Below are 18160 nucleotides of genomic sequence, written 5' to 3'. Positions count from 1 at the left end.
AATCCTGAGGGTTATCCGCTGATTATTGGCGATGATGTAACAATTGGGCATAAGTGTATGCTGCACGGCTGTCAGCTGGGTAACCGTATTTTAGTCGGTATGGGCGCCATTATTATGGATAATGTGGTGGTAGAAGATGATGTCTTTATTGGTGCAGGTACACTGGTGCCTCCCAACAAGCGTTTAGAGAGCGGCTTTTTATACGTGGGTAACCCAATGGTGAAAAAGCGCCCTCTGAAACAAGCTGAAATCGACTTTCTGGCTAAATCAGCACAAAACTATGTAGCGTTGAAAGACGATTACCTGGCTGATTAGGACTGTTTTTGAACAAGCTGCTCTCTGAGCATCTGAATAACCGGAGCTGTCTGCACTGTTTTGGCGGTCCAGATAGTAAATGAGGCAGCAGCCTGTTCTACCAGCATGCCCAAGCCGTCGGCCACCTTATGAATCCCTCGCTCACGCATGGCAAGCATGAATGTGGTTGGCTGACTGCCGTAAACCATATCGTATGCCAGCTGACAGTGTGAAAAGTCGATACCTTCCATATCTGGCAGTGTATGGCTGAGACTGGCCGAAGTCGAATTGATAATAATGTCCGGCTGATAGGAAGACAAACCGGCTTTATCCAGCGCAATAACCCGGCTATCGTCAGCCCCGGTAGCAATGGCAGTGGCTTTTTCGGTCGTACGGTTAGTGATAGCCAGCGTTGCTATTCCGGTATCAAGTAAAGGATGAACCACGCCACGGCAAGCCCCTCCAGCTCCAATAATCAGAATTTTTTGGTCGGCCAGGGATATTCCCTGATTCTGCAAATCGGCGACCAGACCGATACCATCAGTATTATACCCAGCCAGCTTACCGTCGGATGTCTTATGTAACGTATTGACAGCCTGGGCCAGCTCAGCGGCTTTATTTAATGAATCGGCCAGCGCACAGGCATCTCCTTTAAACGGTACTGTTACGTTACAGCCCATCACATCTGACTGGCTGAAAAATGCTGTTGCCTCATATTTAAAACCATCCAGCGGTGCCAGAAGCTTGTCGTATTCAATAGACTCGCCTACCTGTTCAGCAAACATTTTATGGATAGAGGGTGATACACTCTGTGCAATTGGATTTCCGAAGACAGCAAATTTTTTCATGGGTTTATTACAGTTTTTAAAACGGGATAAGAAGATGGTATCAACTAGTCAGTCACCTTACGAGGCTATTGGTGGCGAACCTGTAGTAAAAACCATAGCTAACCGGTTTTACGATATTATGGAAACCGATCCGATGGCAGCAGAATTACTGGCTATTCATCCTCAGCCCATGACGCGTATACGCCACGTGTTTTTTCTTTATTTAATGATGTGGCTGGGCGGGCCTAATGAATTTGAGAAGCAACACGGTCACCCACGGTTACGGGCCCGACACTTACCGTTTGCCGTCACGCCAGCCCTGAAAGCCCAGTGGATGTACTGCATGCGTAAAGCGATGCTGGAAAATGTGACCGACCTGACACTGGCACACCGCTTACTTGATGCGCTGGATCAACTGGCAGAGCATATGATTAACCGGCAAGACTAAAAAGCGCCTTCAGCTAAGAAGGCGCAAGTCAGGCTATGCAGCAAGAAAGTAAAGTGATTAGAAGGTATAGCCGACAGACACGGTATACACAAAGGGGTCTATCTCAATATCGTTCACCCGGCTACTCACGCCGCCGGCTGTAAACGTGGCTTCGGTGTCAATATCAATCCAGCGGGCTGAAGCATTGATGTGCCATTTTTTGTCCAGCATGTAGTCCAGCCCGATTTGCGCTGATAAACCGAAGCTATTATCCAGTGACAGTGCTGACAGTCCGGCATCCTGATTAGCTTTGCTGAATTCCTCATCAAAGATAAAGGTATAATTGATACCCGCGCCAATATACGGCTGAAAGACTGAGGATGGACGATTAAAATAGTAGTTTACGGACAAGGTAGGTGGCAGATGGGTCACTTCACCTAACTGTTCGCCTGTACCAAGTGGATCGCTGACACCAAAATCCACATCATGTTTAAACGGTGTAGCGGCCAGCAACTCCAGATTGAAACGGTCAGAGAAAAACCAGGCGATATTCAGCCCTAGCTGAGTATTATTGCCAATGGCAAGATCAACGCCCAGGTCACTGTCACCCACAATAATAGTCGAAGTGGACTCATCCGGAGCTACCGTGGTGGCGCCGGCTCTGACAAGTATGTCACCTTGCTGATGTGCCAGCGCATCAGAAGCGCTTATCAGTGTTATGGCAATCAGTGAGCTAAGCAGTGCAATTTTCATAAATCTCTCTTTGTCAGTCATTTATATGGCTAGGATACGCCGCTGACAGAAAGAAAAATTGATCTGGAACAAGTGCTGAATCAGGTGGTGAGTAGATGGTCACGACACATTGACCTGGATCAATGTGCCATCATCCGCTTACCAGTCTATGGGTTTTAACCAGTCAGCCAGTTTTGCTTCCGCAGAGCCAGGAGCCGGTTCATACGCATATTCCCAGCGTGCCAGCGGAGGCATAGACATCAGGATAGACTCGGTCCGTCCGTTAGACTGCAGACCAAACAGCGTACCGCGGTCCCATACCAGATTAAACTCGACATAGCGGCCGCGACGATAAAGTTGAAAATCCCGCTCCCGCTCTGTGTAGGAAGTGTTTCTGCGCTTTTCCAGAATAGGCACATAGGCATCAAGAAAGCCATTGCCCACCGCCTGCATAAACGCAAAGCTCTGTTCGAAGCCCCACTCATTTAAATCATCAAAGAACAGCCCGCCCACGCCTCGGGTTTCGTTTCTATGACGCAGATAAAAGTAATCGTCACACCATTTTTTATAAGTGGGATAGACATCTTCGCCAAACGGAGCACACAGCTGTTTGGCTACATTGTGCCAATGTTGTACGTCTTCTTTAAACGGATAAAAAGGGGTTAAGTCAAATCCGCCCCCAAACCACCAGATTGGCTCTGCCCCCGGTTTTTCAGCAATGAAAAAGCGCACATTAGCGTGCGAGGTAGGGATATAGGGGTTATGCGGATGTATCACCAGCGACACGCCCATGGCCTGAAAACTGCGACCAGCCAGTTCTGGTCGCGACGCCGTTGCTGATGCCGGCATAGCAGCACCATGCACATGCGAGAAGTTCACGCCACCCTGCTCTATAACCGCGCCCTGTTTCATGACTCGGGAGCGGCCACCACCACCTTCTTCCCGCTCCCAGCTGTCTTCTTCAAACTGGCCTTTGCCGTCTGCCAGCTCCAGAGTCTGGCATATACGGTCCTGCAAATTGAGTAAAAAACTTTTTACCTGAGCGATAGTCTGGTTGTCATTCATATTAGCTCCGCACCACGGCGCCGGTATCACCGTCGAAAATTTTGCTGGGATTGGTCAATCCGCCCGTTTCGCCATCCACATACACGACACTGTCCCCAAAATAGGCCCGGGCCTCCTGTTGATTGCGGGCTGGAGCCTCTCCTGATGGATTAGCACTGGTTGAGACCAGCGGTTTGCCCAGCTTTTCACATAACTGGCGAACCACCGGATGGTTTGTTACCCGTACCGCTATTTTACTGTGTTCACCGGTAATCCACGCGGGTGCATCGGCTGACTTGGGCAATAACCAGGTAACCGGCCCCGGCCAACTGGAAATAATCTGCGTGCGGCGATCCTGTCGAATTGCGTTGTCATCCACATAAGGCAACAAGCGTGAATAGCTGTCGGCAATCAGAATAACCCCTTTTTCTGCCGGTCGGTTCTTGATAGCCAGCAGGCTCATCAGGGCACTTTCATTGTCGGGATCGCAGCCAATACCCATAACTGCTTCGGTGGGATAGACCAGTAACTGACCCTGAATAAACGCGTTCAGTACCGGATCATCATGTGATGATTCTTGTTGCATGTATTTACTCTCACTGTGATGAGACAGGCTGGCGGTAATCACATAGTGGCTGAGGACACATAATCTGCCCTTTCTTTTTGATTAACATCGCCCATCCACACGAAGGACATTCCTCCGCAACCGGCTGTGAATTTACCACATAACGGCATTTGGGATAATTATCACAGGCGAAAAACTGTTTGCCGTACTTGTTAGTACGCTCAATGATATGGCCGGACTGGCATTTCGGACAGCTGATCTGCGTATCTTCCTGCTCTTTAATCGGCTCAATATGATGGCAATCAGGATAGTTGGAGCACCCGATAAACATGCCATAGCGACCTTTTTTAATCGCCATGCCAAATCCGCACTCCGGACACTGGGTACCTTCAATTTCTTTTAAAACAGTGGTTTGATTATCATGTAGGGGTTTGCTGTAGGTACACTGCGGGTAAGCAGTACAGCCGATAAAAGGCCCGCTCTTGCTGTTACGTATGCGCAGTGCACTACCGCATTGTGGGCACGTATGAGCTTCGGCTTGCGGGCCATCAAAGAGTGAATGATCGATTTTCGACATCTAGAGTTAGTGGTGCCTCCGCTTAATGTAATACGCCTTCAGATTCGTCAAATAACAAATCTTCCATTTGCGCATAAGCATTTTCTTTACCCGGTACATTAAACAGTACCATCAGAACTACCCACTTGAGGTCTTCCAGACAAAACTCGGTGGAATCAATTTCCATTACCCGGTCAATCACCATTTCGCGGGTGCTTGCGTCCAGTACGCCCATTTGCTCGAGAAACAACAAGAAGCCGCGGCATTCAACATCCAGACGCATTTGTTCTTCGTGCGTATAGATGCGGCTCAGACTGGTTGTGATTCCTTTACAGAAATAGGGGTTAATATCGGTTTCCTGCAGAGCGGCTAATTTTTCCAGCCACGCCAGCGCTTTGTAGATCTCATCATGATGAAAACCGGCACGCACAAGCTCATCTGTCAATTCGTCCTGATCGACCCGAATTTCCGTTTCGCTGTGAATGAAGTTTTCAAACAGATACATGAGGATGTCAAACATGTTATTTCCCCCTCAATTTGACGTAACCGCCAGGAACAGCGGCTACCAGGCCACGCAACTCGTAGTGTAATAATGTTGCCAGTACGTCTGATACAGGCAGGTTGCTGCGCTCGGTAATGATATCAATACTGGTGACATCATAATTCACACTAGCTAATAATTTATCGGTTGCCAAGCTTTCATCCTGACTTTTTTGTTTCCGGTGGCGTGTTATTTGCGTGGTGGTGTGAAATTCTCCCCACTCAGCCAGCACATCGTCATAACAGGTTGTCAGTATTGCGCCCTGTTTAAGAAGATGGTGACAACCGGCACTCAGCGGGTTGTCTATACTTCCGGGTAGCGCAAATACATCGCGTCCCATATCTGCGGCCAAATTTGCAGTTATCAAGGTGCCGCTGCGAATTGTTGCCTCTATCACCAGTGTACCTCTGCTTAACGCCGCAATAATCCGGTTGCGACGGGGAAAATTATACGGTCGGGGAACCTCGGCCGGGAAAAACTCTGAAACTACCGCCCCACCGCCTTCCACTATAGCCTGATGTAAGGCACGATGACGTTTGGGATAAATCACATCCGGCCCGGTCCCCATGACTGCGTTGGTTACCCCGGTTGCCTCCAGCGCCCCCTGGTGCGCCGCCCCGTCAATGCCCAGTGCCAGTCCGCTGGTCACTGTTATCCCAGCCTGGCTCAGTGCATATGCAAAGTGGCGGGCATAATGCAGCCCGTTGTGGCTGGCCCGGCGACTGCCCACGATGGCTATCTGCGTGCTGTGTAGTGCCGCCACACTGCCTTTAATAAATAATACCAATGGCGGTGAGTCCAGGCTTAACAGCGTGGCCGGATAGGCAGCATCAGCCGGGCATAACAAGCTGTTGCTTGCCTCTTCAGACTCCCAGCTCAGTGCGGCGGCCATTTGTGACTCATCAGGCGCAGACAAAGCCTGACATAACTGACCGTATTGTGTATCCGTACAATGAGCGGCAAACTGGCTGCGCCGCTCATCAAAAAATGCCTGCACCGGTAACTGAGTGGCATCCATGAATGCCAGCCAGGTTGCCGGGCGAATAGTCACTATGCTGGCCAGCGCCACATAACAGTGACTGGCCCGGGTATAATCAATCATGCCTTGTACCGTCTGGTGATCAAGACGGCACTGGCAACCCCCCATGGTGCACTGCACGTATGGGTTACTCATTTATGGCCGGGCGACTATGTCCCCGTTTTTAACCAGTTCGCGGGCTCGGGTAATGATGCCGTAGCTGGCTTTATCAAACGTCTTGAAGATTACAATTTCGCCTACTTTCAGTGCAGGCTGCGTGACGGTGGAGCCATCCTCAAATGCACTAAAGACAGCGCTTGCTTCATTGGCATACCGGGGCTGCTCGCCGTCAATGATATCCGGGCCCTGGGTGTAAATCCCCATCACCGTACCCGGCACCACCTGCTGCCCGCCCACATCGATAATCACCACATCATTTTTCCCCAGCAACTGATGTTGATGAAGATTGCCCACCACTTTACCGCGCTGTGCTGTAGCAGGCTGAATTTGCATACTGTCTACCGTGCTGAACTGACCGCTATAAAGCCGGTCACCCCGGCTGGCTTCAAGGTTTGAACCATCGACCTTAACCAGCCACTGTGTGGGAATATGACTTTCCACCATACTGGCATCGGCGACGTGATGAATCTGAATGCCCAGCACATCGCCATCCATGTTGGTGATAGTAGATTGTTTACGCACAACCCGAAACTGATCTTCAGGACGGCCAAAACTACGGCTTAATACCAGATCATCGGTGACAAAACGGATATCCCCGCTGGCATTGCCCAGTAACCGTGGCAGCACGTTATACGCCTGAGCGTCGATAATCTCATTTTGATTAATATAGGGTGCAATGGCTTCCCAGGGTAAGGTGTTGATCGGTTGCGCTTTGGCTTTTTTCACCGTACCGGGGGCCAGCGTCAGGCGGGTTTTCTCGCGGGCAAGCTCCAGTACCGGCTGACCATCCACAATTCGAATTCGCAGAATGTCTCCAGGATAAATCAGATGCGGGTTTACGATCTGTGTATTGGTACGCCACAGTTGAGGCCATAACCAGGGCTTGTCCAGAAAGATGTTAGCGATGTCCCACAGGGTATCGTTCTTCTCAACTGTATAAGTGGTTGGCGCTGAATCCTTTATTTCAATAGCGGCCTGTACCAGCGAGACTGGGAGCATAAGCATAGCAGCCACACACTGGCGAAATGTTCGCTTCAACGCCACTTTATCCCTGCGACGGATCATGTTCTTTACCTTTATTCTCGTTGAAATTTCACGCAACATCTCTATATCGGCAAGTAACAGGATAAATTCAGCTCCCAGATAAAAAACTGCACGTATAGAGGTAATACGGTAGAATAGTATGCATTATCCAGGTGTAAATAATGCTGGCAGTTGGATCGTATATTAATTCATACAGCAAAGAGTGTAATCACGACAGATGGCGATATTAGACGTATTACGATTCCCTGATGAGCGGCTGCGCACTGTGGCAGAGCCGGTCTCAGAAGTGAACGACGAAATTAAGCAACTGGTTTCAGACATGTTTGAAACCATGAAAGATGAAAATGGCATCGGACTGGCAGCCACTCAGGTTGACCGGCACGTACAGGTAGTGGTGATGGATGTTTCTGAAAATCAGGACACACCACGGGTATTTATTAACCCGGAAATTACCGAAAAAGACGGCTCCACCATCTCTGAAGAAGGGTGTTTGTCTGTGCCTAATAACTATGCCAAGGTTGAGCGGGCAGAGGCGATAAAAGTGAAAGCGCTGGATGCCGAAGGTAAGCCATTTGAGCTTGAGGCGGAAGGACTGCTGGCAATTTGTATTCAGCATGAGCTTGACCACCTCAAAGGTAAGCTGTTTGTAGATTATCTGTCGCCACTAAAGCGCCAGCGTATCCGCAAAAAACTGGAAAAAGACGCACGTCTGGCAGCAAAAGCATAAGAGGTCCTGTGGCTAATTCACTTCGGGTTATTTTTGCCGGTACGCCGGATTTTGCTGCTGACCATCTGCAGGCTTTATTAAGCTGTGAGCACGAGGTGGTCGCGGTATACACACAACCAGACCGGCCAGCCGGACGCGGCAAGAAGCTGACCGCCAGCCCGGTTAAGCAGTTAGCGATGAAACATGCGATTCCGGTTTATCAGCCTCATTCACTGAAAAGCGAAGAAGCTCAGCATGAACTGGCGTCTATTTCTGCTGATATTATGGTGGTGGTGGCCTACGGGCTGTTGCTGCCTAAAGCCGTGCTGGACACCCCACCTCGTGGGTGTATCAATGTACACGGTTCCATTTTACCAAAATGGCGTGGCGCGGCCCCTATTCAGCGTTCTCTGTGGGCCGGTGATAAGCAGACCGGCGTCACTATTATGCAGATGGACGAAGGACTGGATACCGGCGACATGCTGCATATTGCCGCTATTGATATATCGGCTCAGGATACCAGCGCCACCCTGTACAGCCGGCTGGCAGAATTAGGCCCACAGGCACTGTTACATGTGCTGGATAATATTGATGCGCTAGAGGCACAACCTCAGGATGACGCACAGGCCAGCTACGCCAAAAAACTATCCAAAGAAGAAGCTCAAATTGACTGGCATACAGACGCGGTTCAGCTAGAGCGAAACATTCGGGCGTTTAACCCCTGGCCGGTAGCCTGGGCAGAACTGGGCGGCGAGAAGGTAAAAATCTGGCAGGCTGAGGTTGAACCCGATACGCAGGGACAGACACCGGGAACGGTCATCCGGGCAGATAAAAACGGGATTGTTGTGGCAACTGCCAGCCAGGCACTACGTATTTTATCTTTGCAGCTTCCGGGCAAAAAGCCACTGGCGGCGGCAGATGTCATCAATGCTCGTAAGCACTGGTTTGAACAAGGCCAACCGGTAGGCGGAGCACAATAATGTCAGTGGTTTCTCTTCCCCGTAAAAAAAATCTGCGGGCCGATGCTGCATGGGTGATTTATCAGATTCTGGAAAATGGTAAATCCTCCCGCGAATGTCTGCACAAGGTGCAGCAGCGTCACTCGGCCCAGGACAGTGCCTGGTTACAGGAAATGTCGATGGGCGTACTGCGCCAGTTGCCACAGTTACAGGTCTGGTTACGTCAGCTGCTCGATACCCCACTGAAAAATAACAAAAAGATTCTGGAACACCTGATTCTGCTTGGCTTCTACCAGTTAGCCTTTAGCCGGGTTTCGGCGCATGCTGCAGTGGGTGAAACGGTCAATGCGGCAGACTTTCTGGGCGGTAAGAATCTGCGGGGACTGGTCAACGCGGTTTTGCGTAATTTTCAGCGTCAGGCACTGACTGAACAGCGCAGTACGGATCCGATTATTCAAAGCGGTATGCCTAAATGGCTGTATAAAAAGCTGCAACAGGCTTACCCAGACCAGCTAGACGATATTATTGCGCAAAGTAATGCGGTAGCGCCGATTTGGCTAAGAGTGAATCAGCGCCAGATTAGCCGTACTGACTATCAGCACCTGCTCGATGATGCCGGATTGCAGTATGCGCTTAGTGATGCTCATCCAGATGGCCTGATTCTGTTGACGCGCCGGGATATTCCTTCCCTGCCGGGCTTTGCAGAAGGGTTGTTCTCGGTACAGGATGGCGCTGCTCAGCTGGCTGCTGCCTATCTTGATGCACAGCCAGGGGAGACGGTACTGGATGCCTGCGCAGCACCCGGCGGTAAAACAGCACATATTCTTGAGCGACAACCAGAGCTGCAAGACTGTATTGCACTGGATAACGACAGTATCCGATTAAAACGTGTGGCTGAAAACATGCAGCGCTTAAAGCTTTCGCCGCAAATGGTCTGCGCAGATGCTGCTGACCCGAAAAGCCTGAAAGATACCCCCCAGTTTGATCGCATTTTGCTTGATGCGCCCTGCTCTGCCACCGGGGTTATTCGCCGTCATCCGGATATTCGCTGGCTGCGCAAGCGTACTGATATTGAACAGCTGGTTGAATTGCAGGCCCGGATTCTTGATACCATGTGGTCACGTTTAAAGCCAGGCGGGACGCTGCTGTATGCAACCTGCTCGCTGTTACCCGATGAAAACCGCGACCAGATGCTGACTTTTTTAGCCCGTCAGGATGATGCCCAGCACAGTCCTCTGCATGAGGCCGATACCGCCAAGGCACCGGGGCGTCAAATACTGCCCGCCGAGCAACAAATGGATGGTTTCTATTATTGCAGGCTGGTAAAGTCCAAATAGATAAGCTTTTCAACAGAGTGTAAGCAGAGTTAATGAAGATAATCATCCTTGGTGCCGGACAGGTCGGAGGCACACTGGCTGAAAACCTGGTTGGTGAAAAAAATGAAATCACCGTCATTGACTCTGATCATAACCGGTTACGGGCCCTTCAGGATAGGTTGGATCTGCAAGTGGTTGTCGGGGTAGGTTCACACCCTGATATTCTGAAAAAAGCCGGCGCCGAAGATGCTGATATGCTCATTGCAGTGACCAACAGCGATGAAAGCAACATGCTGGCGTGTCAGGTTGCCTACAGCTTATTTAAAACCCCTACCAAAATTGCCCGGGTTCGCTCAGAACAATACATCATTTATCAGGAACAGCTGTATAAACAGCAGGATATTCCGGTTGATCACATTATTGCTCCGGAACAGCTGGTTACCAAAGCCATCAAGCGCCTGATTGATTATCCCGGCGCGTTGCAGGTTGTGGAATTTGCCGAAGGCAAAGCCAGTCTGGTGGCAGTTAAGGCTTATTACGGCGGTCTACTGGTGGGTCACGCCCTGTCTGCGTTAAAAGAGCATATGCCTAATGTGGAAACCCGGGTGGCCGCCATTTACCGGCGCGGCCGGCCGATCAGACCGCTTGGCACAACCGTCATTGAAGCCGATGATGAAGTGTTTTTTATTGCTGCCACCAAGCATATCCGGGCGGTGATGAGCGAACTGCAAAAGCTGGAGTCCAGCTATAAGCGCATTATGATTGCCGGTGGCGGATTGATTGGTGCTGGACTGGCCAAGCGCCTTGAGCATAATCACAACGTAAAGCTGATTGAGTTTGATCGGGAACGCGCACAGTATTTATCGGCACACCTGGATAAAACCATTGTCTTTTGCGGTGATGCCTCGGACCCTGAGCTGTTGACCGAAGAAAGTATTGATCAGGTTGATGCCTTTATTGCCGTGACCAACGATGATGAAGCCAACATCATGTCAGCCATGCTGGCCAAGCGTATGGGGGCACAAAAAGCGATGGTGCTGATTCAGCGCAGCGCCTATGTGGATCTGGTACAGGGCGGCGATATCGATATAGCGTTCTCCCCACAACAGGCCACCATCTCCGCGCTGCTTACTCACATTCGTCGCGGCGACATTGTTAATGTGTACTCACTTCGCCGGGGAGCCGCGGAAGCTATAGAAGCCATTGCTCACGGTGATGAAAATACCTCGCGTGTTGTTGGCCGGGAAATTGGCAGCATTAAGTTGCCACCAGGCACAACCATCGGCGCAATCGTACGCGATGACCAGGTGATTATTGCGCACAGCGATACTGTGATTGAAGCCAACGACCACGTAATTCTATTTTTGGTGGATAAAAAATATATCGGGGATGTGGAGAAAATCTTCCAGCCCAGCGCCTTCTTCTTTGGCTGACCAGGCTGAAAAAATGATGGCGCGGTATTAACTGCGCCAGAAGGTCGGTGAAAAGAGTACTAGCAGGGAAAACACCTCAAGCCGGCCAAACAGCATAGCAATGACCGCCAGCCATTTTCCCGGATCACTCACCTCCGCATATGTGCCAGCTACACTGCCTAAGCCCGGCCCCAGGTTATTCAGGGTAGCGGCGGTGGCTGTAAATGCAGTGAGATTATCCAGTCCTGATGCAATCATTCCCAGCATAATCAGCACAAACACAATCGCGTAAGCAGAAAAGAAGCCCCATACCGCCTCGACGACCCGATCAGGCATGGCCCGCTCACCCAGTTTGACAGAATACACCGCTTTGGGATGGATCAGCCTGTCGATTTCCCGGCGGCCCTGCAAAAATAGCAGGAACACCCGGATGACCTTCAGACCACCGCCGGTTGAGCCGGCGCAGCCACCAATAAAGCTGGCAAAAATCAGCATGATGGGCAAAAAGGTCGGCCAGGAGGAAAAGTCGGTCGTGGCAAAGCCGGCGGTAGTACTGATCGATACAGCCTGAATCATAGCCTGATCCAGGGCCTCCTCGGCGGTACTGTAATAGCCGGTTAGCACCAGAACCAGAAAGCACAAAATGATAAGACTGGCCTGAATGATGAAAAATGCTTTGAACTCAGGATCGTGCAGATAATTACGCACCGACCGTGAGGTTACCGCAGCATAGTGCAACGAGAAGTTCAGGGCAGCAATTAGCAAAAATACCGCACAGATGACATTGATTAGCGGGCTGTCAAAGTATCCCAGACTGGCATCATGGGTGGAAAACCCGCCAATGGCAACGGTAGAGAATGAATGACAGATCGCATCAAACCAGTCCATGCCAGCCAGCCAGTAAGCAACCGTGCAGGCGATGGTAAGTGACAGATAGATATACCAAAGATGTTTAGCGGTATCAGCAATCCTCGGCGTCATTTTAGAGTCTTTCACCGGCCCGGGCATCTCTGCGCGGTACAGCTGCATGCCCCCTACCCCTAAGATAGGCAAAATGGCCACGGCCAGAACAATGATCCCCATACCGCCAAACCATTGCAACTGCTGGCGATAAAACTGAATGGAGTGCGGTAGAAACTCAATCCCCTCAATAACCGTGGCACCGGTGGTGGTCAACCCCGAAAACGACTCAAAAAACGCGTCGGTTACGGTCATGCTGGGTTGTTCAAGCAGTATGAACGGGATGGCAGCAAAACTGGCCAGTACCGCCCAGAACAAGGCAACAATCAAAAAGCCTTCTTTGGCTCGTAAATCCTGGCGATGCTCACGATTGGGATACCACATGGCAGTGCCCGTCATAACACAAAGAATGAAGGCAAGAATAAACGGCAGTCCACTGCCATCCTGATAGATTAGAGAGACCAGTGCCGGTGGCACCATGGTAACGCTGAACAGCGCGACCAGCAGCCCCAGTATGCGTACAATCGCACGATAGTGCATGTTCCATTGAGCCTTGTTTTTATTAGAAACGTTACCACGGATAACGCATTGCGCGTGTGGCTTTTTTACTATTATGCGAAGAACCGGGCGAAAGGAAAAGCCTTTCGCCTTATTTTAGTACTGGCCTATTCCATGCCCAGCACAGCTTCAACCATCTTGTTGAGGCCCGCCTGCGCTTCAAGAATATCGCCTGCCAGCATATAGGCCGGCGTGGTCACCAGCCTGGCAGCCGCATCAACCACAATATCATCCACGGCGCAGTTAATATGCTGAGCACCAATGGCGTTAATTCCCTCGGCTGCACCCTCATCGTTCCCGATGGTCACCTTGGTGTCATTGCCGTATACCGAGGCGGCGAGCGCCGGGGCGATACAGGCATAGCCGGCCGGCTTACCCGCTTCGGCAAAGGCTTTACACACAGCCAGCACATCCGCATCAGGCTGACTGTCAGCGCCATCTACAGCAAAGGTACACAGATTTTTGGCAGCGCCGAAGCCGCCTGGCAGGATCAGAGCATCAAAGTCAGTCGGGTTACACTCGGTCACCGGCTTGACTTCACCACGAGCAACCCGGGCAGACTCAATAAGCACATTGCGGGTTTGTCCGGTTTCCACATCACCGGTCAGATGGTTGATCACATGTAGCTGGTCTTTGTCCGGTGCAAAGCACTGATACTGGGCTCCTTGCTGGCGAATTGCCAGTAAAGTGATCACCGCTTCATAAATTTCTGTACCATCAAACACTCCGCTACCGCTTAAAATTACTGCTACTTTTTTCATACTATTCTCCTGTCCCGATGGGTAAATTGGCTTATACCGATATAGTTTAAAAAACAAACAAAGCGGTTAAAAAAAGTTCTGAGATATCCCTTTAGAAAGCCGATTTCGATATGCTACATTACTCTACCGTTTTGGCGAGAGCTGATTCAACCGATTATAAAAACCACTAAGTTATCCACATTGCCAGGGAAGAATAAACAGCAAGGTTGCTATCTTTGTACTACTTTCAATCCCGCATATTTATTAGTCTAGAAGAAATGATCACGCTTGCGTTCGATCAATTTCTGTGATCCTGCTCAAAAATGATCACAAAGTTATCCACAAGCGATCGCCTTTATATACTTCCTTTGTAGCGATCCCCTGTTGGCTGTGGCATCCTTTGCGCTAACTTTCAGTCGACTTAATCAGGGCTTATGACAACGTCTCAAAAACCCCCTTTCATCCTGGTGGATGGATCTTCTTACTTATTCAGAGCCTTTCACGGGCTCCCCCCGCTGACCAACTCTAAAGGACAGGATACGGGCGCGATCTATGGTGTGATCAACATGCTGCGTAGCCTGATAAAGCAATATAATCCTACTCATATCGCGGTGGTATTTGATGCCAAGGGCAAAACCTTTCGCGATGAGATCTATAAAGAGTACAAGGCCAATCGTCCCCCAATGCCCCAGGAACTGGGTAGTCAGATCAAGCCTCTGCACAGCATCATCCGGGCAATGGGATTACCGATCATTGTTGAGGACGGGGTTGAGGCAGACGATGTGATTGGCACCCTGGCCCGTATAGCTACTGAAAAAGGTATCGATACGGTGATCAGCACCGGCGATAAGGATATGGCTCAGCTGGTGAATCAGCATGTCACGCTGATCAATACCATGACCAATACCACTATGGATGTAGAAGGCGTAAAAGAAAAGTTTGGTATCCCTCCTGAGCTGGTGATCGATTTTCTTGCACTAAAAGGGGACAAAGTCGACAACATCCCTGGCGTGCCCGGTGTGGGTGATAAGAGCGCACAAGCTCTGCTTAATGGCATTGGCGGGATCAGCGCAATTTACGACAATCTGGATCAAATTGCCGGGCTGGGTTTTCGGGGCAGCAAAACTATGGCCAAAAAGATGGCCGACTATGAAGAGCAGGCTCGGTTGTCTTATGAACTGGCCACCATCAAACTGGATGTCGAGATGGACTTCTGCCCTGAAACACTCGCCCCCACAGAGCCGGACAACGAACAGCTGGCTGAACTGTTTGCTGAATACGAGTTTAAGCGCTGGCTAAATGAAGTTTCGGCCACGGCTGCGGCAGAAAGCGCCGAAGCACAAACCGAAGAAGCCACGGTATCGACCAGTGATATCAGTCATGATGCGTATGAAACCATCTTCGATGAGGCGCACTTTACAAAATGGCTCGATGCATTAAAAGCCGCCCCGCTGTTTGCTTTTGATACCGAAACAACCAGCCTGAATTACAAAGAAGCTGAACTGGTCGGTATCTCTGTTTGTATTGAGCCGGGTAAAGCCGCCTACATTCCGGTGGGACATGATTACCCGGGCGCGCCGGAACAGCTGAAGCGTGACTGGGTGCTGGCACAGTTCAAGCCGCTGTTAGAAGATGAACAGCTGAAAAAGGTCGGCCAGCATTTAAAGTACGATAAAAACGTGCTGGCCAATTACGACATTACGCTAAACGGTATTGCCTTTGACACGATGCTGGAGTCTTATGTACTGAACAGTACAGCCAGCCGCCACGATATGGATTCTCTGGCTCTGGCTTATCTGAATCACAATACGATTCACTATGAAGATATTGCCGGTAAAGGTGCCAAACAGCTCACCTTTAACCAAATCGATCTGGATCAGGCCGCGCCGTATGCCGCCGAAGATGCCGATATCACTCTGCGTCTGCATCAGGTTTTATGGAAGAAACTGGAAGCGGATGAAAAGCTGAAAACGATATTACTGGATATCGAAGTACCTCTGGCTAGTGTGTTGTCACGGATGGAGCAGCTGGGTGTGTTTATCGACAGTCAGCGTCTGGCCCAGCACAGCCAGGATTTGGCTAAGCGCATTGATGAGCTGGAAAAACAGGTTCACGAGGAAGCTGGTGAAACCTTTAATCTGGGTTCAACTAAGCAGCTTCAGCAGATCCTGTTTGAAAAGCTGGAATTGCCAATTGTCAAGAAAACCCCGAAAGGCGCTCCTTCCACTTCTGAAGAAGTATTACAGGAACTGGCACTAGAGTACCCGATTCCAGAAATGATCATGCAGTATCGCGGGTTATCCAAGCTGAAAAATACGTACACCGACAAACTGCCGAACATGATTAATCATCGGTCTGGCCGTGTGCATACCTCTTATCATCAGGCGGTCACCGCAACGGGCCGCTTGTCTTCAACCGATCCTAATCTGCAGAATATTCCGATCCGCAACGAAGAAGGTCGCCGGGTACGACAGGCATTTGTCCCCAGAGACGGTTATAAATTTGTGGCGGCGGATTATTCTCAGATCGAACTGCGGATTATGGCGCATCTGTCTCAGGATCAGGGTCTGCTTGACGCCTTCTCTCAGGGCAAAGATATTCACCGGGCCACCGCCGCGGAAGTTTTTGATACACCACTGGATGAAGTCACTGCCGAGCAGCGCCGAAGCGCCAAGGCGATTAACTTTGGTCTGATTTATGGCATGTCTGCCTTCGGGCTGTCACGTCAGTTGGGTATTGCCCGTGGCGAAGCACAGGAATATATGGATCTATACTTTAAACGTTATCCGGGTGTATTGCGTTATATGGATGACACCCGCGCTTTGGCTAAAGAAAAAGGCTATGTAGAAACCGTGTTTGGCCGCCGGCTGTATCTGCCGGATATTAAAGCCAGCAATGGAGCGCGTCGTAAAGGTGCGGAGCGCGCCGCGATCAACGCCCCTATGCAGGGCACTGCAGCCGATATTATAAAGATGGCGATGATTCAGGTGGACGACTGGATTCAGCAGGAGGGCGGTGATGATATCTATATGATGATGCAGGTACACGATGAACTGGTATTTGAAATTAAAGCCGACAAAGTAGAATCAGCTACACAAAAAATCGTCTCACTGATGGAACAGGCTGCGCCGCTGTCAGTACCGCTGGAAGTGGAAGCCGGGGTCGGCGAAAACTGGGATGAAGCACACTAATTCGGTAGAAATTAATCTTCAGGGTAGCGATACCCTGCTGATTTTTATCCAGAAACAGTAACAATATTACACTTTTTGATAATTTAATGGATTAAGAAAGCGGATTTTGGTAATTAAATTACGAAAATAACTTGCGTTTTTTTTCTACTATTGTACTCTAACGCGTGTAGGGTACAGAGGTGAGAAAGCTGTTTTCAAACCTTTGCTTTAACCCCGGCAGCTTTGCCGGGGTTTTTTTATGTCTGAAATTTATAAAAATGAGATATTTTTTCTGGCAGGCTACTGATTTAAAAGAATTTTATAAAAAATAACAAAAAATCAGTAGGTTTTCAGGAACTAAATCGTAAACCGACCACTCTATATTATCGGTTTTTATGTGTTTTCTCTCAGTCCTTTTCCCCATCCTATGCGATGGGGATTTTTCTTTGTGGCGCAGGTTATACGTCTTCCGGCTCAGCATTGAGTCCTAGCCAGCTATCCAGAATCCGCTCAAGCTCTGGCAAGCCATGCTTTGATAAAGACGAGAATGTTTTTACTGTCACATTGCCCATAAAGGCCAGCGCGGCTTCTTCTGCCATCATCAGCTGAGCTTTTCGCTTACCGGATTTTAACTTATCAGCCTTGGTTAGCAGAGCCAATACGGGAATATTGGCATCTACCGCCCAGTAAATAAGATCCTGATCAAGATCTTTAAACGGATGGCGAATATCCATCATTACCACCAAACCACGCAAGCACTCACGTTTTTGCAGATATTCACCCAGCGAGGCCTGCCACTTCTTTTTCATCGCTATCGGCACCTGGGCAAACCCATAACCAGGCAAATCGACCAAACGACGTTCATCGTCCAGTTCAAATACGTTAATTAACTGGGTACGCCCCGGCGTTTTACTGGTCCGGGCCAGGTTTTTCTGTCGGGTAAGTGCATTCAGTGCACTGGATTTACCGGCATTAGAGCGACCGGCGAAAGCCACTTCAATGCCGTCATTCTTGCTTAGGTGCCGAATGTCGGGGGCGCTGGTTAAAAACTTCGCTCGGGTGTAATACGTCATCTCATTATCCGTCTATACTGCTGATATCGTTGTAAGAA

At 49.9% G+C, this 18160-nt stretch carries 18 protein-coding genes (1 of these 18 cut by a window edge); 7 read left to right on the top strand and 11 right to left on the bottom strand.

All coding sequences use genetic code 11. The features are described 5' to 3' along the window. Positions 1 to 315, top strand: partial view of a gamma carbonic anhydrase family protein gene (locus EZV72_RS00155; protein ID WP_137165354.1) — the 3' portion only. It extends 216 nt beyond the left edge of the window; the window shows 315 of its 531 coding nt (coding positions 217-531); its start codon lies off the left edge, out of view; its stop codon occupies positions 313 to 315. Here the strand turns inward: EZV72_RS00155 and aroE are convergent. After that, positions 312 to 1142: a shikimate dehydrogenase gene (gene aroE, locus EZV72_RS00150; protein ID WP_137165353.1), complete on the bottom strand. Its 831-nt coding sequence runs from the start codon at positions 1140 to 1142 to the stop codon at positions 312 to 314. The genes EZV72_RS00155 and aroE overlap by 4 nt on opposite strands. On the opposite strand from aroE, the gene EZV72_RS00145 reads away from it, so the two are divergent. After that, positions 1141 to 1569 (top strand): group II truncated hemoglobin, encoded by a 429-nt coding sequence (locus EZV72_RS00145; RefSeq protein ID WP_137165352.1) that lies wholly within the window; start codon positions 1141 to 1143, stop codon positions 1567 to 1569. The two genes, aroE and EZV72_RS00145, sit on opposite strands and share 2 nt — an antisense overlap. A 57-nt stretch (positions 1570 to 1626) precedes the next feature. Here the strand turns inward: EZV72_RS00145 and EZV72_RS00140 are convergent, their stop codons facing one another. The 7 genes from EZV72_RS00140 to EZV72_RS00110 form a co-directional block, all read right to left on the bottom strand. Continuing rightward, positions 1627 to 2301, bottom strand: coding sequence for an OmpW family outer membrane protein (locus EZV72_RS00140; RefSeq protein WP_137165351.1), 675 nt, complete (start codon positions 2299 to 2301; stop codon positions 1627 to 1629). A 138-nt stretch (positions 2302 to 2439) separates the two neighbouring features. Next, the gene (gene hemF, locus EZV72_RS00135; RefSeq protein WP_137165350.1) at positions 2440 to 3345 is read right to left on the bottom strand and encodes an oxygen-dependent coproporphyrinogen oxidase; all 906 of its coding nucleotides are present in this window, start codon (positions 3343 to 3345) and stop codon (positions 2440 to 2442) included. Position 3346: 1 nt separating this feature from the next. Beyond that, the gene (locus tag EZV72_RS00130; protein WP_137165349.1) at positions 3347 to 3910 is read right to left on the bottom strand and encodes a Sua5/YciO/YrdC/YwlC family protein; all 564 of its coding nucleotides are present in this window, start codon (positions 3908 to 3910) and stop codon (positions 3347 to 3349) included. A gap of 10 nt (positions 3911 to 3920) precedes the next feature. Further along, positions 3921 to 4466, bottom strand: coding sequence for a DNA topoisomerase family protein (locus EZV72_RS00125; RefSeq protein ID WP_137165348.1), 546 nt, complete (start codon positions 4464 to 4466; stop codon positions 3921 to 3923). Between the two features lie 22 nt (positions 4467 to 4488). After that, the gene (locus EZV72_RS00120; protein WP_137165347.1) at positions 4489 to 4965 is read right to left on the bottom strand and encodes a DUF494 family protein; all 477 of its coding nucleotides are present in this window, start codon (positions 4963 to 4965) and stop codon (positions 4489 to 4491) included. Position 4966: 1 nt separating this feature from the next. Further along, positions 4967 to 6160: a DNA-processing protein DprA gene (gene dprA, locus EZV72_RS00115; RefSeq protein ID WP_232364466.1), complete on the bottom strand. Its 1194-nt coding sequence runs from the start codon at positions 6158 to 6160 to the stop codon at positions 4967 to 4969. Continuing rightward, on the bottom strand, positions 6161 to 7249 hold the full coding sequence (locus EZV72_RS00110) for a LysM peptidoglycan-binding domain-containing protein (RefSeq protein ID WP_137165346.1): 1089 nt from the start codon (positions 7247 to 7249) through the stop codon (positions 6161 to 6163). Between the two features lie 196 nt (positions 7250 to 7445). Between EZV72_RS00110 and def the strand changes: the two genes are divergently transcribed. From def to trkA, 4 genes are read left to right on the top strand one after another with little or no spacing between them, the layout of a single operon-like run. Then, positions 7446 to 7955 carry a peptide deformylase gene (gene def / locus EZV72_RS00105; RefSeq protein WP_137165345.1) on the top strand — a complete coding sequence of 170 codons (510 nt, stop codon included), beginning with the start codon at positions 7446 to 7448 and terminating at the stop codon, positions 7953 to 7955. An 8-nt stretch (positions 7956 to 7963) separates the two neighbouring features. Beyond that, positions 7964 to 8914, top strand: coding sequence for a methionyl-tRNA formyltransferase (fmt, locus tag EZV72_RS00100; RefSeq protein WP_137165344.1), 951 nt, complete (start codon positions 7964 to 7966; stop codon positions 8912 to 8914). Further along, entirely contained in the window at positions 8914 to 10230 is a 1317-nt protein-coding gene (gene rsmB, locus EZV72_RS00095) for a 16S rRNA (cytosine(967)-C(5))-methyltransferase RsmB (RefSeq protein ID WP_137165343.1), read from the top strand. Before fmt ends, rsmB begins: the two co-directional genes overlap by 1 nt. A gap of 32 nt (positions 10231 to 10262) precedes the next feature. Continuing rightward, entirely contained in the window at positions 10263 to 11642 is a 1380-nt protein-coding gene (gene trkA / locus EZV72_RS00090; RefSeq protein WP_137165342.1) for a Trk system potassium transporter TrkA, read from the top strand. A 27-nt stretch (positions 11643 to 11669) separates the two neighbouring features. On the opposite strand, the gene EZV72_RS00085 is transcribed toward trkA, so the two are convergent. Together EZV72_RS00085 and elbB are read right to left on the bottom strand one after the other, a co-directional pair. Next, complete coding sequence (locus EZV72_RS00085) at positions 11670 to 13121, bottom strand: TrkH family potassium uptake protein (protein ID WP_137165341.1); 1452 nt, start codon at positions 13119 to 13121, stop codon at positions 11670 to 11672. Positions 13122 to 13246: 125 nt separating this feature from the next. Beyond that, positions 13247 to 13900 (bottom strand): isoprenoid biosynthesis glyoxalase ElbB, encoded by a 654-nt coding sequence (gene elbB / locus EZV72_RS00080; RefSeq protein ID WP_137165340.1) that lies wholly within the window; start codon positions 13898 to 13900, stop codon positions 13247 to 13249. 413 nt (positions 13901 to 14313) lie between these two features. On the opposite strand from elbB, the gene polA reads away from it, so the two are divergent. Beyond that, positions 14314 to 17070, top strand: a complete 2757-nt coding sequence (polA, locus tag EZV72_RS00075) for a DNA polymerase I (RefSeq protein ID WP_137165339.1) — start codon at positions 14314 to 14316, stop codon at positions 17068 to 17070. Between the two features lie 437 nt (positions 17071 to 17507). Here the strand turns inward: polA and yihA are convergent, their stop codons facing one another. Next, positions 17508 to 18122 (bottom strand): ribosome biogenesis GTP-binding protein YihA/YsxC, encoded by a 615-nt coding sequence (gene yihA / locus EZV72_RS00070; protein WP_137165338.1) that lies wholly within the window; start codon positions 18120 to 18122, stop codon positions 17508 to 17510. Positions 18123 to 18160 lie beyond the last annotated feature (38 nt).

Source organism: Salinimonas lutimaris (assembly GCF_005222225.1).
GTDB classification, from domain to species: Bacteria; Pseudomonadota; Gammaproteobacteria; order Enterobacterales; family Alteromonadaceae; genus Alteromonas; species Alteromonas lutimaris.
This window is presented reverse-complemented; position numbering and strand designations above follow the sequence as displayed.

Bases quoted from the DNA above. Each gene is read 5' to 3' on its own strand.
- EZV72_RS00145 (WP_137165352.1), top strand. From the start codon at position 1,141: ATGGGTTTATTACAGTTTTTAAAACGGGATAAGAAGATGGTATCAACT.
- aroE (WP_137165353.1), bottom strand. From the start codon at position 1,142: ATGAAAAAATTTGCTGTCTTCGGAAATCCAATTGCACAGAGTGTATCA.
- EZV72_RS00140 (WP_137165351.1), bottom strand. From the start codon at position 2,301: ATGAAAATTGCACTGCTTAGCTCACTGATTGCCATAACACTGATAAGC.
- hemF (WP_137165350.1), bottom strand. From the start codon at position 3,345: ATGAATGACAACCAGACTATCGCTCAGGTAAAAAGTTTTTTACTCAAT.
- EZV72_RS00130 (WP_137165349.1), bottom strand. From the start codon at position 3,910: ATGCAACAAGAATCATCACATGATGATCCGGTACTGAACGCGTTTATT.
- EZV72_RS00125 (WP_137165348.1), bottom strand. From the start codon at position 4,466: ATGTCGAAAATCGATCATTCACTCTTTGATGGCCCGCAAGCCGAAGCT.
- EZV72_RS00120 (WP_137165347.1), bottom strand. From the start codon at position 4,965: ATGTTTGACATCCTCATGTATCTGTTTGAAAACTTCATTCACAGCGAA.
- dprA (WP_232364466.1), bottom strand. From the start codon at position 6,160: ATGAGTAACCCATACGTGCAGTGCACCATGGGGGGTTGCCAGTGCCGT.
- EZV72_RS00110 (WP_137165346.1), bottom strand. From the start codon at position 7,249: ATGATCCGTCGCAGGGATAAAGTGGCGTTGAAGCGAACATTTCGCCAG.
- def (WP_137165345.1), top strand. From the start codon at position 7,446: ATGGCGATATTAGACGTATTACGATTCCCTGATGAGCGGCTGCGCACT.
- rsmB (WP_137165343.1), top strand. From the start codon at position 8,914: ATGTCAGTGGTTTCTCTTCCCCGTAAAAAAAATCTGCGGGCCGATGCT.
- trkA (WP_137165342.1), top strand. From the start codon at position 10,263: ATGAAGATAATCATCCTTGGTGCCGGACAGGTCGGAGGCACACTGGCT.
- EZV72_RS00085 (WP_137165341.1), bottom strand. From the start codon at position 13,121: ATGCACTATCGTGCGATTGTACGCATACTGGGGCTGCTGGTCGCGCTG.
- elbB (WP_137165340.1), bottom strand. From the start codon at position 13,900: ATGAAAAAAGTAGCAGTAATTTTAAGCGGTAGCGGAGTGTTTGATGGT.
- polA (WP_137165339.1), top strand. From the start codon at position 14,314: ATGACAACGTCTCAAAAACCCCCTTTCATCCTGGTGGATGGATCTTCT.
- yihA (WP_137165338.1), bottom strand. From the start codon at position 18,122: ATGACGTATTACACCCGAGCGAAGTTTTTAACCAGCGCCCCCGACATT.